This is a genomic window from Bradyrhizobium sp. 31Argb, from assembly GCF_043638955.1.
Taxonomy (GTDB): Bacteria; Pseudomonadota; Alphaproteobacteria; order Rhizobiales; family Xanthobacteraceae; genus Bradyrhizobium.
The window spans coordinates 58,442-79,015 of sequence record NZ_JBEGDB010000006.1; the positions used below are offsets into that span (position 1 = coordinate 58,442).

Annotated in this window: 21 protein-coding genes and 1 tRNA gene; 7 read left to right on the top strand and 15 right to left on the bottom strand. The window is 62.9% G+C overall.

The window, feature by feature from the left end; translation table 11 throughout:
* Window positions 1-9: 9 nt before the first annotated feature.
* Both AAFX91_RS02270 and dusB read right to left on the bottom strand, forming a co-directional pair.
* Entirely contained in the window at window positions 10-1,185 is a 1,176-nt protein-coding gene (locus tag AAFX91_RS02270; RefSeq protein ID WP_130223420.1) for a nitrogen regulation protein NR(II), read from the bottom strand.
* On the bottom strand, window positions 1,182-2,183 hold the full coding sequence (dusB, locus tag AAFX91_RS02275; protein WP_130578462.1) for a tRNA dihydrouridine synthase DusB: 1,002 nt from the start codon (window positions 2,181-2,183) through the stop codon (window positions 1,182-1,184). The genes AAFX91_RS02270 and dusB overlap by 4 nt, the downstream gene beginning before the upstream one ends.
* 286 nt (window positions 2,184-2,469) lie before the next feature.
* On the opposite strand from dusB, the gene AAFX91_RS02280 reads away from it, so the two are divergent.
* A complete protein-coding gene (locus AAFX91_RS02280; protein ID WP_130578436.1) occupies window positions 2,470-3,651 on the top strand; it encodes a bifunctional 2-C-methyl-D-erythritol 4-phosphate cytidylyltransferase/2-C-methyl-D-erythritol 2,4-cyclodiphosphate synthase in 1,182 nt (393 codons plus the stop codon).
* Window positions 3,652-3,653: 2 nt separating this feature from the next.
* Complete coding sequence (locus AAFX91_RS02285) at window positions 3,654-4,256, top strand: CinA family protein (protein WP_282526550.1); 603 nt, start codon at window positions 3,654-3,656, stop codon at window positions 4,254-4,256.
* 140 nt (window positions 4,257-4,396) lie between these two features.
* Here the strand turns inward: AAFX91_RS02285 and AAFX91_RS02290 are convergent, their stop codons facing one another.
* The 3 genes from AAFX91_RS02290 to lipA form a co-directional block, all read right to left on the bottom strand.
* Complete coding sequence (locus AAFX91_RS02290; protein WP_130581685.1) at window positions 4,397-4,864, bottom strand: type II toxin-antitoxin system RatA family toxin; 468 nt, start codon at window positions 4,862-4,864, stop codon at window positions 4,397-4,399.
* A complete protein-coding gene (locus tag AAFX91_RS02295; protein WP_245476607.1) occupies window positions 4,864-5,316 on the bottom strand; it encodes a DNA topology modulation protein in 453 nt (150 codons plus the stop codon). The genes AAFX91_RS02290 and AAFX91_RS02295 overlap by 1 nt, the downstream gene beginning before the upstream one ends.
* A 100-nt stretch (window positions 5,317-5,416) precedes the next feature.
* The gene (gene lipA / locus AAFX91_RS02300; protein WP_130581687.1) at window positions 5,417-6,376 is read right to left on the bottom strand and encodes a lipoyl synthase; all 960 of its coding nucleotides are present in this window, start codon (window positions 6,374-6,376) and stop codon (window positions 5,417-5,419) included.
* Between the two features lie 132 nt (window positions 6,377-6,508).
* On the opposite strand from lipA, the gene AAFX91_RS02305 reads away from it, so the two are divergent.
* The gene (locus tag AAFX91_RS02305; RefSeq protein WP_130581688.1) at window positions 6,509-7,120 is read left to right on the top strand and encodes a DNA-3-methyladenine glycosylase; all 612 of its coding nucleotides are present in this window, start codon (window positions 6,509-6,511) and stop codon (window positions 7,118-7,120) included.
* Window positions 7,121-7,366: 246 nt separating this feature from the next.
* Window positions 7,367-9,616, top strand: a complete 2,250-nt coding sequence (locus AAFX91_RS02310) for a glycoside hydrolase family 113 (protein ID WP_394565433.1) — start codon at window positions 7,367-7,369, stop codon at window positions 9,614-9,616.
* A gap of 110 nt (window positions 9,617-9,726) precedes the next feature.
* Here the strand turns inward: AAFX91_RS02310 and AAFX91_RS02315 are convergent, their stop codons facing one another.
* The 10 genes from AAFX91_RS02315 to AAFX91_RS02360 form a co-directional block, all read right to left on the bottom strand.
* Window positions 9,727-12,603 carry a valine--tRNA ligase gene (locus tag AAFX91_RS02315; protein WP_394565434.1) on the bottom strand — a complete coding sequence of 959 codons (2,877 nt, stop codon included), beginning with the start codon at window positions 12,601-12,603 and terminating at the stop codon, window positions 9,727-9,729.
* Between the two features lie 133 nt (window positions 12,604-12,736).
* Window positions 12,737-13,498, bottom strand: a complete 762-nt coding sequence (locus tag AAFX91_RS02320; RefSeq protein ID WP_394565435.1) for a PopZ family protein — start codon at window positions 13,496-13,498, stop codon at window positions 12,737-12,739.
* Between the two features lie 396 nt (window positions 13,499-13,894).
* Window positions 13,895-15,274, bottom strand: coding sequence for a TolC family outer membrane protein (locus tag AAFX91_RS02325; RefSeq protein ID WP_130581692.1), 1,380 nt, complete (start codon window positions 15,272-15,274; stop codon window positions 13,895-13,897).
* Between the two features lie 322 nt (window positions 15,275-15,596).
* Window positions 15,597-16,262 (bottom strand): protein-L-isoaspartate O-methyltransferase, encoded by a 666-nt coding sequence (locus tag AAFX91_RS02330; protein ID WP_130581693.1) that lies wholly within the window; start codon window positions 16,260-16,262, stop codon window positions 15,597-15,599.
* 135 nt (window positions 16,263-16,397) lie between these two features.
* Window positions 16,398-16,577, bottom strand: coding sequence for a hypothetical protein (locus AAFX91_RS02335; protein WP_130581694.1), 180 nt, complete (start codon window positions 16,575-16,577; stop codon window positions 16,398-16,400).
* Window positions 16,578-16,805: 228 nt separating this feature from the next.
* Window positions 16,806-16,880 (bottom strand) — tRNA-Asn (locus tag AAFX91_RS02340).
* A 187-nt stretch (window positions 16,881-17,067) separates the two neighbouring features.
* On the bottom strand, window positions 17,068-17,271 hold the full coding sequence (locus AAFX91_RS02345) for a YybH family protein (protein WP_394565436.1): 204 nt from the start codon (window positions 17,269-17,271) through the stop codon (window positions 17,068-17,070).
* Window positions 17,272-17,278: 7 nt separating this feature from the next.
* The gene (locus AAFX91_RS02350; RefSeq protein ID WP_130581696.1) at window positions 17,279-17,506 is read right to left on the bottom strand and encodes a hypothetical protein; all 228 of its coding nucleotides are present in this window, start codon (window positions 17,504-17,506) and stop codon (window positions 17,279-17,281) included.
* A gap of 12 nt (window positions 17,507-17,518) precedes the next feature.
* Window positions 17,519-17,995 carry an SRPBCC domain-containing protein gene (locus AAFX91_RS02355; protein WP_165421366.1) on the bottom strand — a complete coding sequence of 159 codons (477 nt, stop codon included), beginning with the start codon at window positions 17,993-17,995 and terminating at the stop codon, window positions 17,519-17,521.
* Window positions 17,995-18,327, bottom strand: a complete 333-nt coding sequence (locus tag AAFX91_RS02360; protein ID WP_130581698.1) for a helix-turn-helix transcriptional regulator — start codon at window positions 18,325-18,327, stop codon at window positions 17,995-17,997. The genes AAFX91_RS02355 and AAFX91_RS02360 overlap by 1 nt, the downstream gene beginning before the upstream one ends.
* A gap of 285 nt (window positions 18,328-18,612) precedes the next feature.
* Here AAFX91_RS02360 and AAFX91_RS02365 point away from each other — a divergent pair, with 285 nt between their 5' ends.
* The 3 genes from AAFX91_RS02365 (at window position 18,613) to AAFX91_RS02375 (ending at window position 20,118) form a co-directional block, all read left to right on the top strand.
* On the top strand, window positions 18,613-18,960 hold the full coding sequence (locus AAFX91_RS02365) for a hypothetical protein (protein WP_394565437.1): 348 nt from the start codon (window positions 18,613-18,615) through the stop codon (window positions 18,958-18,960).
* A 119-nt stretch (window positions 18,961-19,079) separates the two neighbouring features.
* Window positions 19,080-19,247 carry a hypothetical protein gene (locus AAFX91_RS02370; RefSeq protein WP_207234582.1) on the top strand — a complete coding sequence of 56 codons (168 nt, stop codon included), beginning with the start codon at window positions 19,080-19,082 and terminating at the stop codon, window positions 19,245-19,247.
* Complete coding sequence (locus AAFX91_RS02375; RefSeq protein WP_130581700.1) at window positions 19,237-20,118, top strand: NAD(P)/FAD-dependent oxidoreductase; 882 nt, start codon at window positions 19,237-19,239, stop codon at window positions 20,116-20,118. The genes AAFX91_RS02370 and AAFX91_RS02375 overlap by 11 nt, the downstream gene beginning before the upstream one ends.
* Window positions 20,119-20,574 lie beyond the last annotated feature (456 nt).

Here is a 20,574-nt window from a genome sequence, read left to right on the forward strand (position 1 = left end):
TGTCTTTCCTCATCTTGCGTCCTGTGAGGCATGCGATGGCGTACCCGGAACGTCCTCGCGGCTGCTTTGGTCGATTTGTTTGGCGGGGTTGTACATCGGCATCAGCACGCGGAAGGTGGTCTTCCGCGGCTGGGATTCGCATTCGATGATGCCGCCGTGATCGCCGACGATTTTGGCCACGAGCGCAAGCCCGAGGCCACTGCCGGTCTGTTTTGTGGTGACGAAGGGATCGAACAGATTGGGCAACAGGTCTTCCGGTACGCCGGAGCCGTTGTCCTTGACGCAGAATTCCAGCGGCAGCGACACCCGCGATTTCTTGCCGGGTACCGACAGCCGGACGCCCGGACGGAACGCGGTGGTGAGCTGGATTTCCGCATCGGTGCCGAGATCGGCCACCGCCTCGGCGGCGTTCTTCACCAGATTGAGGAACACCTGGATGAGCTGATCCTGGTTGGCGAGAACCGGCGGCAGCGACGGGTCGTAATCCTCGATGAAGCGGACGTTACGCGCGAAGCCGGACTGCGCCAGCCGTTTGACGTGGTCGAGCACTGAATGGATGTTGACCGGGCCGCGGGCGACCGGCCGATCGTCGCCGAACACTTCCATGCGGTCGACCAGGGTGACGATGCGGTCGGCCTCGTCGCAGATCAGCCGGGTCAGCATGCGGTCATCCGAGGAGGCCTGCTGCTCCAAGAGTTGCGCCGCGCCGCGGATGCCCGACAGCGGGTTCTTGATCTCATGTGCCAGCATCGCCGCCAGCGCGATCACCGAGCGCGCGGCGCTGCGATGGGTAAGCTGCCGGTCCATCTTGTCGGCGATGGTGCGCTCCTGCAGCATCACGACGATATGCCCCGGCCGCTCCGTGACTGGCGCCACATGCAAATCGACCTGGCGGTCGCCGCCGATCCGCGGCGTGCCGAGGTCGACCTTGTATTCGTTGACCGGCGACCCCGAGGTGCGCACCTGGTCGATCAGCGCGAGCAGCGGGCTGCCGAATGGCACCAGTTCCTTCAGCGACTGCCGCTGCAGGAACTGCGTGGAGATTTCGAAAAACGATTCGGCGGCGATGTTGGCGTCGGCGATACGGCCATCCGGCGCCACCAGCAGCACCGGGTTCGGCAGCGCGTTGAGAATGGCCTCGCTGTCGGAGGGCATGCGCCGGCGAGTCTCTGCGGCTGATGTCATGCAGCAGCACTCCATGCAAAATCGTCGTAAGCATCCTGAAGCGATTGATGCACACTCGAGGGTTCGTCCGAGGTCAGGATGCTTTGCCGCCAGCCCTTCAGCGTCGCTGCCGGAGCGCGGCTGCAGTGGGCGGCGATCTCCAGCGCCCAACCGAGATGTTTTCGCGCGTGCTTGAGCCCGACACGGACACCGTAATGGCTCAGGACGGCATCATAGAGCTCACGGATATGGCTGAGCTGCTCGGCGAGCGGCGGCGCCTGCTCGGCAATGCCGGTCTCGAGCCGGCGCGCGATCTGCCCGGGCAGCCAGGGCTGACCCTGCGCGCCGCGTCCGATCATGACCGCGTCTGCGCCGGACTCATCGAGCGCGGTCACCACCCTCTCGAAGGAGGTGATGTCGCCATTGACGACGAGCGGGATCGAGACGGCGTCCCTGACTTCACGCACAGCGGCCCAATCCGCCTCGCCCTTGTAGAACTGGCAGCGCGTGCGGCCGTGCACCGTCACCATCTGCACGCCGGCGGCTTGCGCACGCCGTGCCAGTTCCGGCGCATTGCGCGTGCGGTCATCCCAGCCGAGCCGCATCTTCAGTGTCACCGGCACCTTGACCGCGGCGATCGTCGCCTCGATCAGGCTTGTCGCGTGATCGAGGTCGCGCATCAAAGCGGAGCCGGACTGGCCGCCGGTCACGTGGCGCGCCGGGCAGCCCATGTTGATATCGATGATGTCGGCGCCGGCGGCCTCCGCGATCCTCGCGCCCTCGGCCATCCAGCGGGCCTCGCACCCGGCGAGTTGAACCACATGCGGCCCGATCCCGGCCGCCTCGCAGCGCAAAAGCGAGATCGGTCTGCCCTGCGCAAGATCGTCGCTTGCGGTCATCTCCGAGACGACAAGCCCCGCGCCGAGACTCGCCGCGAGACGCCGAAACGGGGCATCAGTCACGCCGGACATGGGGGCGAGAAGCACCGGGTTGGCGACGGTAATGTCACCTATTTTCAAAGAGTTACGACGTGTTCTTGCGAGTCCGGTCACAAGCTTCTCGTGTTACTGGCGGCAGCCTTATCGCGCCGCCGCCCTATATTTTGAGCACAATTCTTGTGCAGTCAAGCGTTATGCCTACGGTTTAGACATTTCTATCATTTGCGCAAGTGCACCGCAACAAGAACTGCTTTTCCCACAGGGTATGGGAATAGCTCTGTCATTGGGCATCCAGCATGGTAAGGGCTGTGCGCTGGCGGAAAGCCCGGCGCCCTCACCTTAACCAACTCGTATACAGTTTCGTCCAATGCCCAGACCTGAGCGCACCGCCGCCATCCTTGTTGCAGCCGGCCGCGGGCTTCGCGCCGGCGCGGGCGGGCCGAAGCAGTACCGGATGATCGGCGGACAGACGGTGATCTTCCGGGCGATGGAGCCGTTCAGCCGACATCCCGATGTTTTCGCCGTGCAGCCCGTCGTCAATCCCGATGATGCCGCCCTCTTCAACGAAGCAGTCGTGGGCCTTCGCCATCGGCCGCCGACAAACGGTGGCGCGACAAGGCAAGCGTCCGTGCGTGCGGGACTGGAGGCACTTGCGAGCGAGAAGCCCGACATCGTGCTGATCCACGACGCCGCGCGGCCCTTCGTGACGCAGGCGCTGATCTCGCGCGCGATCGACGCGGCCGGCCGTACCGGTGCCGCTGTTCCCGCGGTCCCGGTCACCGATACTATCAAGCTGACCGGTACGAACGGCGATGTCGAAGCGACGCCCGATCGCGCGCGGCTGCGAATCGCGCAGACGCCACAGGTCTTTCGGTTCGACGTGATCCTGGATGCGCATCGCCGCGCCGCGCGCGAGGGCTTGAGCGATTTCACCGACGATGCCGCGATTGCCGAATGGGCGGGATTGACGGTGGCGACCTTTGAAGGCGATCCTGCGAACATGAAACTCACCACACCTGAAGACTTCGTCCGCGAGGAGGCCCGCCTCGCCAGCCTGCTCGGCGACATCAGGACCGGCACCGGCTACGACGTACATGCGTTCGGGGAAGGTGATCACGTGATGATCTGCGGCGTGCGCGTGCCGCACACGAAGGGCTTTCTCGCCCATTCCGACGGCGATGTCGGCCTGCATGCGCTGGTCGACGCCATTCTCGGCGCGCTCGCGGACGGCGACATCGGCTCGCATTTTCCGCCGAGCGATCCGCAGTGGAAGGGCGCCTCTTCCGACCGATTCCTGAAATATGCCGTCGATCGCATCACCGCGCGCGGCGGCCGCATCGCCAATCTCGAGGTGACGCTGATCTGCGAACGGCCGAAGATCGGCCCCCTGCGCGACACCATGCGGGCGAAGATCGCCGAGATCTCGGGCGTGAACATCTCGCGCATCGCGGTGAAGGCGACGACCAGCGAGAAACTGGGCTTCACCGGCCGTGAGGAAGGCATCGCAGCCACTGCGAGCGCCACCATTCGCCTCCCCTGGAGCGAGTAACCATGAGCGGCAGCGACGCGCGCGCCCTCTCCCGCTCGCTGCTCGATCTGTGCCGGATGCGGAAATTGACCATCGCGACGGCGGAGTCCTGCACCGGCGGGCTGGTCGCGGGCGCGCTCACCGATATCCCCGGCTCCTCCGACGTCATCGATCGCGGCTTCGTCACCTATTCCAACGAGGCCAAGCGCGCCATGCTCGGCGTCAACGCGCTGACGCTTTCGACCTTCGGCGCGGTCAGCAAGGAGACCGCGACCGCCATGGCGGTCGGTGCCCTGGAGCGTGCCGGCGTCGATCTTGCGGTCGCCATCACCGGCATCGCCGGTCCCGGCGGCGCCACCCCGGGCAAGCCAGTCGGTCTGGTGCATTTCGCGGTCGCCGCCCGCGATGGCCGGATCATGCATCGTGAGCACCGCTTCGGCGCGATCGGGCGCACCGCAGTACGGCAACGCTCCGTGGTGGAAGCCCTGCGCATGCTGATGGAAGTGGCGCGCGGCCCCCAGGCCGCGGCCAAGCCGCGCCGCGAAGCATCTAGCCGCCTGCGTCCCCGCGTCGCGCGCTCCCCGCGCCGCAGCGCCGTCAAGCGCCGCCGTCCGCCACGGGCCTAAGCGCTTTCGCTCCGTCATTGCGAGCCACCGGGTCGGCGCGCAGCGCCGCCCGATGACAGGCTCCGCGAAGCAACCCACCTCTCCCACGCGGGCAGAATGGATTGCTTCGTCGCTTCGCTCCTCGCAATGACGGGGATAGCTTACGATGCGGTAGCCGGCTTGCCGTAGATCACATCGGCGCGTTTTTCGAATGCGGCGGCGAAGCGTTGGAATGCGGCATCGAACATCGATCCCATCAGCATCGCCAGCATCCGGCTTCTGAACTCATATGAGATGAAGAAGCCGACATCGCACTCGGTCTCGGATTTCGGCTCGAAGGTCCAGCGGTTCTCGAGATTGCTGAACGGGCCGCGCAGATATTCGACCATGATCTTCAGGTTCGGCCGATCCAGCGTGACGCGACTGGTGAAGTTCTCGCGCACCAGCTTGAACGACACGGTCATGTCGGCGACCAGGACCTCCGTGCCGTCCTCCTTCGGAGTGCGCTGCCGGATCTTCAGCGCATGGCACAGCGGCACGAATTCCGGATAGCGCTCGACATCGGCGACCAGATCGAACATCTGCGACGCGGAGTGACGGACCCGCCGCGTGCTGGAAAACCTCGGCATCAGTGGATACTCGTCGCATGGAGCATCGGCGCGAGCTCCTTCAAATACTGGCTCGCCCGTGTCCGATCCCTGAAGCGGACAAGTGACTGGTCGGGTCGCAGGCCCTCGAAAAACTTGAGAAGCTTCGGTCGCTGCTTCTGTCGATACGTCCAGACGTATCGAAAGAATTCGAGATCGATTCGTTCCGGGCACCCCTCGGCCATTTCCGGTCGAACCTGGCCAAAGCTTCCGGCTATCCGCCTCGCGATGCCAAGCATGCAGGTCCGACGCGGAAGATCAAACCAGATGACGCTATCGCAGACCTGGCGGCGCAGCTCGCCGGCCCCATTTGAAATGTAGTTTCCGTCCATGACCCATTGCGGTCGAAGCGCCACCTCAGTCACGCGTTCGTGGAACTCCGCGTTCTCGGACGCGACCCAGCCTGGTTTCCAGTAGATCGCGTCGAGCGACACGAACGGGATTCCCGTAGTGTCTGAAAGACGTTGCGCAAAGGTCGATTTGCCGGACCCCGAGGATCCCATCACAAGAATGCGTCGCATCGGCGATCCGGCGTTAGCGCGACCGCGCCACGCGCGCCGCTTGCAGTTTGGCGAAATCGTCGCCCGCATGATGGGACGAACGCGTCAACGGACTCGCCGACACCATCAGGAAGCCCTTGGTATAGGCAACCTTCTCGTAGCCCGCGAACTCGTCCGGCGTGACGTAGCGCATCACGGCGTGATGCTTCCGCGTCGGTTGCAGATATTGGCCGATCGTGAGGAAATCGACATCCGCCGAGCGCAGGTCGTCCATCACCTGCAGCACCTCGTGCCGCTCCTCACCCAGGCCCACCATGATGCCGGACTTGGTGAAAATCGTCGGATCGATCTCCTTCACCCGCTGCAGCAACCGGATCGAGTGGAAATAGCGCGCGCCGGGCCGCACCGACAGATAGCGCGAGGGCACGGTTTCGAGATTGTGGTTGAAGACGTCGGGCTTTGCCGCCGCCACGACTTCAAGCGCGCCTTCCTTGCGCAGGAAGTCGGGGGTGAGGAGCTCGATCGTGGTCTTCGGGCAGCGCGCGCGGATGGCGCGGACGGTCTGGGCAAAATGCTCAGCGCCGCCGTCGGCAAGATCGTCGCGGTCGACCGAGGTGATGACGACATGCGAGAGCCCGAGCTTGAAGGTCGCCTCCGCCACGTGCTCCGGCTCGCCGGCGTCAAGCGCGCCGGGCATGCCCGTCTTGACGTTGCAGAACGCACACGCCCGGGTGCAGGTGTCCCCCATGATCATGAAGGTGGCGTGCTTCTTGTCCCAGCACTCGCCGATATTCGGGCAGCCGGCCTCCTCGCAGACCGTGACGAGGCCATTCTCCTTCACGATGTTGCGGGTATCGGCATAGCCGCGCGTGTTCGGCGCACGCACCCGGATCCAGTCCGGCTTAGGCGGCGACAGCGCGTCGGGCCGGTTCACCTTTTCGGGGTGGCGCGGGCGCAGCGGACTGGCTGAAATGGTGTCGATCAGGGTGACCATGGGAAATCTGCGGATCTTCGAGACTGTTAGCTAATCCGTATTGCCCGAACCCGCAACCCGGCTCGCGCATGCTAACAGAACGTGCAACATATGGGCAGCAGTCCCCCGCGTTTCCCTCTGATTCCCACCAAAATGGTTCAAAATCCCAGACTGCCGGGCGAAGCACCCATCCGCCTTGGCAAGGCGCTCAAACGCTCATTCTTTGGCCGCAGCGTGCACGAGGTCGCGCCCGACCTGATCGGCGCGACCTTGCTCTTCAATGGCGTCGGCGGCCTCATCGTGGAGGTGGAGGCCTATCACCACACCGATCCGGCCGCCCATTCCTATCGTGGGCCGACGCCGCGCAACCAGGTGATGTTCGGCCCGCCGGGCTTTGCCTATGTCTATCGCTCCTACGGCATCCACTGGTGCGTGAATTTCGTCTGCGAAGAAGCAGGCTCGGCGAGCGCCCTGCTGATCCGCGCGCTGGAGCCCACGCATGGGATCGCGACGATGCGGCGGCGACGTCATCTCAAGGAAGCGCACGCACTATGTTCCGGTCCGGGAAAGCTGACCGAAGCACTCGGCATAACGATTGAGCACGACGCCCTGCCGCTCGATCAGGCACCGTTCTCGCTGCACGCGCGCGTCGGCAGTGTCGATATTGTCGCAGGCGTGCGAATCGGAATCACAAAAGCAATCGATCTGCCTTGGCGTTATGGCATGAAGGGCTCGAAATTCCTGAGCAAGCCATTTCCAGTTTGAGTTGAAGTTGAAGCGCCATCGTAACGAGGCGCGCATCAACAATCGCAACATCGACGCAATCCTGTCACGACACGCCCACGTTGCGCGTGCAGACTGAGCGCGCGTTGCTTCGCTGCACGCGTGTGAGTTGCTTATGAATTGTGCTCTGCTGAAATGACGGAACACAACGCAGGTGAACAAGTCCTGCGCAAAATGCTGGCCACCGAAACAGCGAAATAGAAAACATAGAAACTAAGGAGCTGGCCGATGGCGGGCGTTTTTACTGTCGAAGGATTCGGATTCCCGTCCAACTACAATGGTGCATTCGTCACCAGCGCGGCGCGCGATGCCATGCAGGCAATCGCGGACACCAATGCAAATTCGATCGAGCTTGCGCCTCGGCTCTTTACGAACACGAGGCATTCGGACGATGTGTTCGCCGATCCCGGCAAGACCGAGAGCGACGCCAACATCCTTAAAGCCATCGCGGATGCGAAGGCGCTCGGCCTTTCGGTTTCGCTGAAACCCATGGTCTCCGCTCTCGATGGCTCGCTTGCACATGTGCTGACACCGGACGATCCCGCCGCCTTCTTCGCGTCCTACAAGACCGAAATCGTTCACATGGCGGAACTCGCCCAGCAAGCCGGCGTCAGCATGTTCGTGATCGGCAATGAGCTCGGCAAGCTCTCCGGTCCCGAATATCGCGACGACTGGGTGGACATCATCAATTCCGTGCGCGCCGTGTATCACGGCGAAATCACCTACGCCGCCGCCACCGATGAAGCCATCAATGTCAGCTTCTGGGACAAGGTCGATGTCATCGGCGTCAACGCCTATCCGCCGCTGACGACCGAGCGCGATCCAACCGTCCAGGAAATGGTCAACGCGTGGAACACCATGTCCACCGATGATTATTGGGCCAAGGTGATGGATCACAAATCGCCGGTCGATTTCTTCCACTCCCTCGCCCTTCAATACGGCAAGCAGGTGGTCTTCACCGAAACAGGCTATCGCAGCGTCGACGGCACCAATATCAGCCCGGGCAACCCAGGGAGCTCAACGCAGGACGTCCAGGAGCAATATGACGCGTTCAACGCCTTCTTTCAGGTGTGGGGATCGGAAGGCGGAAGCTGGTTCAGGGGCGCTTCGATCTGGAACTGGGATGCGGACAACAAATATTCACCACTCGGCTACTCACCGGAAGGGAAGCCGGCTCAGGGGCTGATCACAGAATGGTACGGCGGCGAGCGTCAGCCCCCCGGCCAGACCCTGACGGGCTCTCCGGCCGCCGATCTGATGGATACCGGCGGCGGCAATGACGTGCTGTCGGGCGGGGTCGGCAACGATACGATCAAGGCCGGCGCGGGCGACGACACCATCACCGGCGGTCCCGACACGATTCCGAAATTGACGCAAACCACCGTCACCGTGACCGGCTATGGCTCCGTGGTCGACGGCATCGGCGCGCAGATGCAGCTTCTGGTCAATGGCCAGCAGGTCGGCAACACCGTCGAGTTCCACAATGCGACCAACGCATCGGGCTTCCAGACCTTCACCTTCACATTCGCCAACCCCGCGACGATCTCAAGTCTCGATCTCGCCTTCATCAACGACATCGCCGGCGCTAGTGGCGACCGCAACCTCTACATCAAGGACATCACGGTCAATGGCGATCATCTGTCGGTTGCCGATGCGGTCAATCCGAGCTCGCCGGGAACCTGGAATCTCTATCAGAACAAGGCGATCCATTATGACATGAGCGGCCACCAGGACCTGTTCTTTGGCGCGTCGACCGACAACGACATCATCGACGGCGGTCCTGGGAAGGATGTGATCAACGGTGGCGCCGGTGCCGACGTGATCCATGGCGGCGCAGGCGACGACACGATCAATGGCGGTCCTGGCATTGCCACCGCAACTGATCAACTCTATGGCGACGATGGCAACGACATCATCAAAGCGGGCAACGGCGATACCGGCGCCCTGCTCGACGGCGGCGCCGGCAACGACCAGCTCTATGGCGGATGGGCCGCCAACGTCATCAAGGGTGGCGACGGTAATGACTATCTTTCAGGCGGCGGCGGTAACGACACCCTCTATGGCGGCGCCGGCAATGACTCGATGAAAGGCGGTCCGGCCGCGACCCAAATGTTGGGCGATGACGGCAACGACACGCTGATGGGCGGAACCGGCAACGAGCTCCTGTACGGCGGCAGCGGCGACGACAGGCTCAATGGCGACGGCGGTAACGACACTTTGTCAGGCGGCGCAGGCAATGACATTTTCATGTTCAGCCCCGGCTTCGGCAAGGACGTCATTGTCGACTTCCAGAACACCGATGGCGCGCAGGATCTGATTCAGTTCAACCGCACGGTGTTTGCCGATTTCAACGCCGTGCAATCGCACATGGCGCAGAGCGGAACGAGCGTCGTCATCACCTTCGACGACAACAATTCGGTCGAGATCAGGAACACGACGCTCGATCAGCTCCACGCGAGCGACTTCACGTTTGTCTAGGCGCGGGTCGTAGGGTGGGCAAAGCGCAGCGTGCCCACCCTGACTTGCACCGAAGACTTGCACCGAACGTGCATGGTGGGCACGCTGCGCTTTGCCCACCCTACCTCTTCTCAAGAAGCCTTCTTCAGCCGCTCGAGCGCCTCGAGGATCTTTGCCTTCCGCTCCAGCGCCGCCTCGCGCTTTTCCTTTTCTTCCTCGACGATCTCTTCCGGCGCGTTGGCGACGAACTTCTCGTTGGAAAGCTTGGCGTCGACGCGCTTGATGTCGGCGTCGGCTTTCGCGATTTCCTTCTCGAGCCGCGCGCGCTCGGCGGCAAGATCGATCACGCCCTTCAGCGGCAGCGCCGCGACCTCGCCGCGCACCAATAGCTGCACAGCACCTTCCGGGGCGGCATCGGCAAAGGAGATGTCGGCCAGCCGCGCCAGCCGTTTGGCGACATCGTTCCAGCGCTGCCCCCGCGCCTTCGTCTCATCGGAAACGTCTACAAGCACCAGCGGCGTCAACGTGGACGGTGGGATGTTCATCTCCGCGCGCACCGAGCGGATCGCACTGACGAGATCAACCACCCAGCCGATCTCGGCCTCGGCTTCGGGGTCGCTGAACTCCTCCTCGGTGTCATCCTCGAACGTGCCGATCACGGGCGGAATGAGCGCGTCGGTCGGCCCTGCCAGCGAAAGCGTGGCGATCTGCTCAGGCGTTAGCGCGCGCGCCTTTCGCGGCCATGGCGCCAGCACCAGAAGACCGTCGCGCTTCGCTGTGACGTCCCAGAGTTCCTCGGTGATGAACGGCATGAACGGGTGCAGCAGCTTCAGGATCTCGTCGCGCACCCATGCGATCATGGCGCGGGTCTCGGTCTTCGCAGGCCCGTCCTCGCCCATCAACAGCGGTTTGGTCAGCTCGACATACCAGTCGCAGAACACGTTCCAGACGAAGCGATAGACCGCGCCTGCCGCATCATTGAAACGGTACGCCTCGATCGCTTCAGTCACCTCGCGGGCCGCAAGCGTCGTCTCATGCATGATCCAGCGATTCAGCGTCTCCTTCACGCTGGTCGGATCAAACCCGGCCGTCAGGGCGGCGCCGTTCATCTCGGCAAAACGACAGGCGTTCCAGAGCTTGGTGGCGAAGCTGCGATAGCCATCGACGCGCTGCGTCGACAGCTTGATGTCGCGTCCCTGCGCCGCCATCGCCGCCAGCGTGAAGCGCAGCGCATCTGCGCCGTATTCGTCGACGAGATGCAGGGGATCGATGACGTTGCCTTTCGACTTCGACATCTTGGCGCCCTTCTCGTCGCGGACAAGGGCGTGCATGTAGATGGTCGAGAACGGCACCTCTTTCGTGAAGTGAAGGCCCATCATCATCATCCGCGCCACCCAGAAGAAGATGATGTCGAAACCGGTGACCAGCGTGTCGGTCGGATAGTAGCGCTGCAGCTCCGGCGTCTCGTCCGGCCAGCCAAGCGTCGAGAACGGCCACAGCGCGGACGAGAACCAGGTGTCGAGCACGTCTTCATCGCGGGTGATGAAGCCCTCGCGCTTGGCGGGGTCCTCCGCCATGTCGTGGCCCTGCTCCGGCGTGATGACTTCCTGCTCGACGTAATAGCCGAGCGCGTTGCCAACGGCCTCTTCCTCGGTCTCGGCGACGAAGACCTTGCCGTCGGGCCCGTACCACGCCGGGATCTGATGGCCCCACCAGAGCTGGCGCGAGATGCACCAGGGCTGGATGTTCTCCATCCATTCGAAATAGGTCTTTTCCCAGTTCTTCGGTACGAAGCTGGTTTCGCCCGCGCGCACGGCCGCGATCGCCGGTTGCGCCAGCGTCTTGGCGTCGACATACCATTGGTCGGTGAGGAACGGCTCGATGACCACGCCGGAACGGTCGCCATGCGGCACCATATGCGTGTTCGGCTCGATCTTCTCGAGAAAGCCGAAATCCTCCAGCCGCGCCACGATCTGTTTTCGCGCGGCAAAGCGCTCGACGCCGTGGAACTCTTCAGCGAACTGCAGCGCACCCTCAGGCAGGCCGCGCAGATAGTCCTCGTTGCCGACAAGCGAGAGCTTGCCCTCCTGGTCGAGCACGCTGATCTGCGGCAGCCCATGGCGCTTGCCGATCTCGAAGTCGTTGAAGTCGTGCGCCGGCGTGACCTTTACTGCGCCGGAGCCCTTCTCTGGATCGGAGTAATCGTCAGCCACGATCGGAATCCTGCGGCCGACCAGCGGCAGGATCACGTGGCTGCCGACCAGCGCACTGTAGCGCTCGTCGTCCGGATGCACGGCCACCGCGGTATCGCCGAGCATGGTTTCGGGACGGGTCGTCGCGACCACGATGAAGCTTGCGGGATCGTCAGGGCTGAACGCCCTGCCCTCGATCGGATAGCGCAGGTACCAAAGGTGGCCCTTGACCTCGACCTGCTGCACCTCGAGATCGGAGATCGCGGTGAGCAGTTTCGGGTCCCAATTGACCAGCCGCTTGTCCTTGTAGATCAGCCCTTCGCGGTGGAGTTCGACGAACACCTTCACGACCGCGCGCGACAGGCCCTCGTCCATTGTGAAGCGCTCGCGCGACCAGTCGCAGGAGGCGCCCAGCCGCTTGAGCTGGTTGATGATGGTACCGCCGCTCTCGGCCTTCCATTGCCAGACCCGCTCGAGGAATTTGGCGCGGCCCATCTCGCGACGGCTTGGCTCCTGCCGTTCCATCAACTGCCGCTCGACCACCATCTGGGTGGCGATGCCGGCATGGTCGGTGCCGGGCTGCCAGAGCACGTCGCGTCCGCGCATGCGCTCGAAGCGGCAGAGGATGTCCTGCAGCGTATTGTTCAGCGCATGTCCCATGTGCAGCGAGCCCGTCACGTTCGGCGGCGGGATCACGATGGTGAACGGCGCGGCGTCGCGCCGCTCGGGGCGGCCGGCCTTGAAGGCGCCGCTCTCCTCCCAGACGCGGGACATCCGGCTTTCGATATCGGCAGGCTGGTAGTTTTTCTCGATCATGGCACTACAAATGGGATGTTTGAGAGCGCTAAAAAGCCGTCCGAACGCGCCAAGTCAACCGGACCGACGCGTCCAAGCCACCATAACACCCATTCGGGATGGCTGAATTGAGGGGGCTTCGCAGCCCGAGCGGCTAGCGCCCGCGCGAAACCCGCTCGATCTCGGCTTTCACGATCCGCTCGACCAGCCCCGGCAGGTTGTCGTCCAGCCAGGATTTCAGCATCGGCCGCAGCATTTCCTTGACCAAATCCTCCAGCGTCCGTGCATTGTTGCTGAGCACGGTATTGGCCAGCGAATTGAACGCGCTTTCGACCGCGTTCATGGTCGTGCGCGACAAGATTGGCTGCTGACCATAGGAGGAACTCTCGGTCGCCGGCTCATAGGCTGACTGCCGCGGTGGAGGCGGCGGCTTGGTGGCTTCCGTGAATTCGATGTCGTCCTGCGGTTCAACTTTCTGAAAGGTCGGTGGCGGCGGCTTGGGCGTCGGTGCTGGATCCGGCAGGGCCATTTCGTCAGTCAGTTCGAATACGTCGCCATCGGGTTGGGGCGGCCTGACTTCGGCCTCCTGCGTCGCCTCATCGAGGCTCGCCAGCATGGCGTCGATGTCGTCCTGGTTGTTGGTTTTGGCTGGTGGTGGCGCCGGCGCAGGTTTTGGCGCTGGTGGCGCCGGCTTCGCTGCTGCAGGAGTCGGCGGCGGCGGAATGTCCTTCACCACCGGCTTGGGGGCAGGCGCGGCGGCGACCGCCGGTTTCTCCGGCGCCGCAACACTTGCCGGCCTGTCGTTTGCGGGTTTATCCGCGGAAGCGGGCTTGGCCTCATCATCGGCAATGATGCGACGGATCGACGCCAGAATCTCCTCCATGGAGGGCTCTTGGACCTTTGCAGGTTGCGTCATTTCCGACTCCACATCGAAATTATCCTACACCAAACCGCACGAGATTCGGCGGTTCCGGATGAAGCGGCCGGAATTTTTCATCGCTCGAGTCCGGACTTGTCCCCAGATCAACGGTTACCGGTGCGTTGCACGCGGTGCGTTCGCCCTCACGGCAACCGATCCGCAGCGATGGACGCAAAAAGCCGTTGCGAATCGTTCTGTTGCCTATGGAAACGGTATGTCAGGGCAACAATCGATTGCAAGCAACGCGCTTCGAAGTTTTGCGGCGTCTTCATGACCACCACGCGACATATGGAGTCGGCGGCCGCGGGTGGGACAAACGAGGGCTCAGAAATGCATTGGGCCCGCTAGCCAAGCGGGCCCAATTGTCTGTTCAGAGCAATGTGGGAGCGACGATCAGCGGCCGTCGGGCGTTCGAACCCCAGCCCAGCTATCACGCACCTGCTGGTAGTGCACGCTCGCATCGTAGGTCGAGGTCGGCAGGTTGAGCACCTGGGGCTGCAGCCGGCCCACCGCCTGCAGCACGCTGTAGGAGGCGACCACACGGTCATGCTGCGCAATCACGAGAGCGTTGCGGGCGTTGACCAGGGCCTGCTGCTGGTTCAGCACGTCGAGCGTGGTGCGCTGCCCGGCCTTGGCTTCCTCGCGCACGCCGTTGAGCGCGATCTCGGATGCCGTCACCTGCGCCTGCGCGGAGGTTACTTGCGCCTTGCCGGCCAACAACTGGCCCCATGCCGTGACGACATTGGCGCGCGCCTGATCGCGCGTCTGTTCGAGCACAAGGCGCTGCTGGGCCAACGATTCCTTATTTTGGCGGATCAGCGAATATTCGGCGCCGCCCTGGTATATTGGCACCGCAATCTGCGCTATCGCCGACGCCTGGAACTGGCGCTGGATGACCAGCGTCTGATCGTAGGCCTGCTGCGCGCTCGCCTGCAGCGTCACGCTCGGAAACAGCGCGCCTTCGGCGATCTTGACGTTGAGGAAGTTGACGTCGACGCCAAACATCGCTGCGGTCACGTTCGGGTTCTGCGTCAGCGCGAGTTCGATGGCGGCATTGAGGGTCGGCGGCAGGAAACGGTCGACCGGTGAGCCCGGCGCGAGATTCGTCGGTTCGCTGCCGATGATGCGCCGGAAGTTCGATCGCGTCGTGGTCAGTTGGGATTCGGCCGTGAGCTGCTGCGTGCGTCCGGCGGCGAGCTGAGCCTCCGATTGCGCGACGTCGGTACGCGTCACCTCACCGACATTGAATCGGTCGCGGGTCTGCTTGAGCGTCTGCTCGAGCACCCGCGTGTTGCTGCGCTGGACCTCGACGATCGCCGCGTCGCGCAGGTAGTCCATGTAGATCTGCGCGGCGCTGAACAGCACGGTCTGTTCGATATTCCGCAGCGCTTCGCGTGAGCCGGAAACCTGGCTCTCCGCGGCCCGCGTTCGGTTGCCGGTCTGAAATCCATTGAACAGGGTCTGCGAAATCGTGGCGCCGACGGCGCGCGGGGCCTGCGCTCCATGCGCAGCCACTCCACCCGAGACGGCATCAGTGTACTGATAACCGCCGCTCGCCGTGATCGACACCCTCGGCCGGTAGCCCGACAAAGCCTGCGGCACGTTTTCGTCGGTGGAGCGCACGAAGGCGCGCTGCGCATTGAGCTGCGGATTGGTCTGATAGGCACGAACCAATGCGGCCTCGATCGTGTCGGCCAGGGCCGGCGTCGGTCCCATGCACGCCAACAAAAGGACCGCTGCCGCGGCTCCGGTGACAACCTTCACCCCACGCATCCCCAATAATCCATCCATTGCTATTCACCACCCGGCTCGAGACCATGAACCGGGCGCTGCTTCGATCGAAGTGAGTCCCGCCTCACCTTATTCCGCAGCTAGGCTGGACGGAACTACCTCGCAACGGAACCCGGTGGAAACTCTTCACGTGGGGCAAACGGGCCACACTTCTGATTCAGAACGGGATTTTAACGCTTCGAATCGCCACCAAGCCGCCACGAACCGGACTTCTCCGTTCGAGCCGGCTAGGAATCCTTCCCTTGATGTGAATCCGTATTCGCCGAAACGCCTCGAAGCCTTCCTCCCTCCGGGGCGATCCATCTTAGAACACGAAAGCCGGCACGCGCTCCAGGCCCGGCAGGAGCGGCGCCACGGCATCGAATAGCGGCCGATGCCCGAAATCCCCGTGGGTATGTGTCACGATGGCGGCCCGCTGCGGCTGCGACAAGGCAAACACCCCGACCAGCCGCCCGCCCTCGCGGAGCTGCTCAAAGAGTTCCTGCGGCACGATCTCGGTGGCACCATTGAGGAAAATGACGTCGAACGGTGCGTCCGCGGCATCGCCCTTCGCCGCCGGCGCGGCATGGACGGTCACGTTGGCGGCACCAGCCCCCGCAAGCGCGGCCTTGGCCTGGTCGGCGAGCGTCGGCTCGCTTTCGGTGGCAAACACCTCCCCGGCGAGGTGTGCAACCACGGCAGCCGCGTAGCCGGTTGCGCAGCCGACGACCAGAACGCGGTCAGTCGAATTGATCTCAGCCGCCTGCAGCATCTTCGCCATCACGGCTGGCGTGATCAGGTAGCGCTTCGTCGCCCCGCCCTCGCTGACATCGAGGTCGAGATCGAGATAGGCCAGCGCGCGCTTGCTGTCGGGGACGAAAGCCTCGCGCGGCACGGCAAGCATCGCATCGAGAATACGCGCGTCGGTGACGTCACTGGTGCGCACCTGGCCATCGACCATTTTCTGGCGCGCGGTCGAGAAACCGGACATGGGCTGAAACCTGCAAGTCGTGCGGCGCGGCCGCGACGGGAGTGAGACCGCCCGTCTTTTGTAACAAGCAGGATCAAAACGCAACACGCCCGATGGGCCATACCGGCCGCACGAACTCTTGCAGGGGAACGGCGTCTATTCGATCGCGACGGCAAGCCGGCCGATCAGCCTCGCAGCCTCGTCAAGACGCGCGGAATCGTGCTCTTCGACGATCTGCGCGAGCCGCCGGAGGCATTCATCGTCGCTCATGGTGGGGATATCGCTCGGGACGATCGAGGGTGTTGTTTTCGGCACCTCGGTGTCGAAGACGGCCATGGAATCACCTCGCAAGGAACCCTGCTTAGCCAAGAATCGACGGTGAATGAGTCGATTTGGCGGCTGTCCGCACCAAACCCGCAAAGCGCCACGCGGATGTGATTGAGTCGCGCCCTTCAGGACGACTTGAATCGGGACGTCGGATGCGAATCCGCCTTGCCCGGGCCGCGCATACGCGAAACCAGGAGCTTAGGAGGTTCGGCTAACAGCTTGATTTAATTGAAATGTTGGCTCCCCGGGCTGGATTCGAACCAGCGACCATTCGATTAACAGTCGAATGCTCTACCGCTGAGCTACCGAGGAATAGGCGAAACCGGCGTTTCGCTTGCGGTCAGCCCTATAACAAAGCCTTCCCGGCTTGCAAAGGACCAAATGGGCTTCGCCGCACAGTCCACAAAGATAACAGCGCGAGCCATCGGGCCGCTCGTTGCGCGGTCTGTACAATTTCAGCGGCACATCGCATCGGCAGGGTTGCTCGGCAATCGCCATTTCAGGGCTTCAGGTCGAATCTGGCATGTCCGGTTTTTGGATCGGCGGGGACGGAAAGATGCTGGTGGATCATCTTCCATTGCCCGTCCTTCTTCTGAAACACTCTCGTGCTTCGCGACCAATTCTCAACCACCGGCGCTGAAGCTGAACGGTAGCGCATGCGGTTGAGGCCCCACGCGATGGCAATGTCATCGCGCACGATCACCTGAAGATCAGGAATTGTCCCATTCGAAGTCGCCCTTGATCAGGTCGAAGCCCTGCTGGCAGACTTCGCGAATGGCATCGATACCGCGGTACTGAAGTGGCGCCACATGTTCATAGGAATGAATATCGGGATCGAGAGGACGCATGGCGCCATCGATGTCCAGCGCCGATGAAGTGCGCAGCCAGTCGGCGAAAAGAGCGCGGACTTTCTGCTCTTCTGCTGCATTCCTGCTCATATGCTTCTCCTTTCAGGCGGTGACGTTCGAGCTTGTCAGGCGGGCGCCGAGCTTGTCGAAGCATTCCTGCCAGCCCTCGGCATTGCCGTCGCGGCGCAGGCTGTTGTCGTAGCCAATCTGGCGGAACGTCATGTCAGTGCCACCGCGTGAAGCCTCGAAGGTGACGGTCATCAGCGTCTCCGGTCCTGTGTGAGCGCCATCGACCTGGGTCAGGGTCAGCACGAGCGACCTCCCCGGCACCATTTCGCGGAATTCACCGTGCTCGAAATAGACCTGCCCGGTCGAGGAGCGAAAATCGACCCGCCACTTTCCTCCCGGCCGTGCATCAATCTCGCAGCTAGTGACCTCGTAGCCGTCGGTCGCAAACCAATGCCGGATCTGTTCGGCTTCAATCCAGTTGCGATAGACGAGCTCGGGCGGGGCTGGAAACCAGCGTTGGATGGTGGCGCCCAGCGGCCTCTCCTCCAAGGTCACCTTGCCTCTGTCCATCATTCTCCTCCCGTTTGCTTTGCCAGATGGGTCTCGAGCTTGTCGAAGCGCTGCAGCCAGAGCTTGCGATAGTTGGCGAGCCAGGAATCGATCTCGATCAGCGGGCTGGCGACGATCCGCGACGGACGTCGCTGGGCATCGCGGCCCTTCGTCACCAGGCCCGCCGCCTCCAACACGGCGACATGCTTGGAGACAGCCCGGGGCGTCAGCGAGAATGGCTTGGCCAATTCGGCGACCGAGGCTTCGCCCTCCAACAGTCGCGCGAGAATTGCTCTGCGGGTCGGATCAGCCAGGGCACCAAACGTGGTGCTCAACGGGTCTTGGGGCGGCATATTTGGAACCAAATAGTTCTGGAACTGACTGGTTCCTATAGGAGTGTGTGCCTTTCGTCAAGGGCGCATCGGCGCACGTGTTCGAATCGCCGGAGCCGATCCGTCAGCTTTCGGCGGTTGGATGAATCTCGTAATGAAACTTCATCTGCGTAACGGAGCCCGCATATAAGGTTCGAGCGATTTTGCTGTAGACGGTTTCACAACCATCCCGGCGCCCTTTGAAGAACCTGACTTGCAAGCGATCGAAAAGCAGGTTCAGCGCCGGCTCGCGCAGCCGCCGAGCAGTTGGCGGCCGACCACCCTGCCCTGAGTGACCACGAAGGACAGATCACGCTCAATGTGCGCCGTGGCGATGCAGCGGCGGTGGACTACCGTCTCCTCCATGGAACGCATCCGAACCGCAGCCCTTCACGGCGCGACGCGCTGCTGTTTTCCTTCACGCCAAATTGGCGCTTTCTTCCCGAATCCATTCGCGCACATCTCGCAATGCATCCGGCCCTGCCAGACATTGCTGAATGGCCCACCATCGCCGAGTGGGGAGAAGGAATCTTCCCACGATACGACGGCGCGCCGACGTCCCTGCAAATCAATAGAGTGGCGCCATCGGATTTTGGTGAAGGGGCTTTGACGTAGTTTCGAGGAGAATCGCTCCGGGCCTCAAGGCTCGCCTTGAAACTTGGCAGTTCATGTAATATACGAAGTTACATAATGCGAGACAGCCGCCTCTCCTCCGTGTTCATGCTCTTTTGCACATGGCCGAGCACGGCGAACCGCTGAACGCCGTTTTGGGCGAAGCTTTCGCCGAAGCAGAGGCGCTACTGCTCGATCGCTTCGGCGGCATCACCCTCGCCGATCTCAGTGCGGAATTCTCGCGACGTCATATGGCGCACCACAAGGAAAGGAACAGAAATGCTTCATGACGCGATCGTCATCGGTGGCAGCTACGCCGGCATGGCCGCGGCCCTTCAATTGTTGCGCGCCCGGCGCAAGGTGATCGTCGTTGACGCAGGCGCCCGGCGCAACAGGTTCGCCTCGGCATCCCACGGCTTTCTTGGTCAGGATGGAGTCGATCCAGCCGAGATCGCACGCACTGCGCGAGAACAGCTCATGGCCTATCCGACGCTCACATGGCTCGAGGGAACCGCTACCGACGCCAAGCGGCAAGGAGACGGCTTCGCGGTGACAACAGCCAACAGCGAGCTCTATCGTGGCAAGAGGCTTATCCTTGCCACCGGCGTCAGCGATGCACTCCCTCTTCTTGATGGGCTCGCCGAGCGCTGGGGCAGTAGCGTCTTTCACTGCCCCTATTGTCACGGATATGAACTGAATGAGGGACGGATCGGTGTGATCGCCACAAGCCCGGACGTGCTCCATCACGTAGTTCTGTTTACGGAATGGGGAGACGTGACGCTCCTGCTCAACGGCGCCTTCGAGCCGGACGCGGACGCCCGCGCCGAGCTTGCTGCGCGCGGCGTCACGATCGAGGCAGGTCCTATCGCAGGGATCGAAGGCCACGCAGACGTGAGGCTACAAGACGGACGCGTCCTGCCTTTCGCCGGCCTGTTCACCGCAACGCGCAATGTGCCCTCTACGCCATTGGCCGAGACGCTTGGCTGCGAATTGGAAACGACTCCGTTCGGCATCCAGATCCGAACCGACGAAAGCAAGCAAACGACGGTGCGCGGCGCCTTTGCCTGCGGAGACGTCGCGCGAGTACCGCATTCGGTATCGCTTGCGGTCGGCGATGGCGCAATGGCTGGGGTGCATGTGCACCGTTCACTGGTCTTTTGAGGGCCCATTGGGGGGGCGATCCGTGCGTTATCGGCCAATCCCAGTCCACCACGCAGACACGCATCGACAACCGCAGCAGCGGTCCTATCAAATGCTCAATGAGAGGGTGAAGCGAGATGCAAAGCTCGGGCGCAAAGCGCCCGCGAGAGCGCGCACTCGCATCCACTCCGCTGTTTGACAATTGAATCGGAACCTCTCCCTACGTCATTGCGAGCGGAGCGAAGCAATCCATCGCGCCGCTTGCGGAGACATGGATTGCTTCGCTGCGCTCGCAATGACGGTCCCCGTCGTCCCGGGCTTGCGCGGCGCGGCGAAGCCTTGGCGTAGCCGGGACCCGGGACCCATATGTGGACGGCCCCCGTGGCACAAGAGCTTTTGAGGTGATCGGATCGCTGCATCCATATGTCCGGCCTGTTTGATGCGATCGGATGATCGCTGGCCAAGATGGGATGCGCG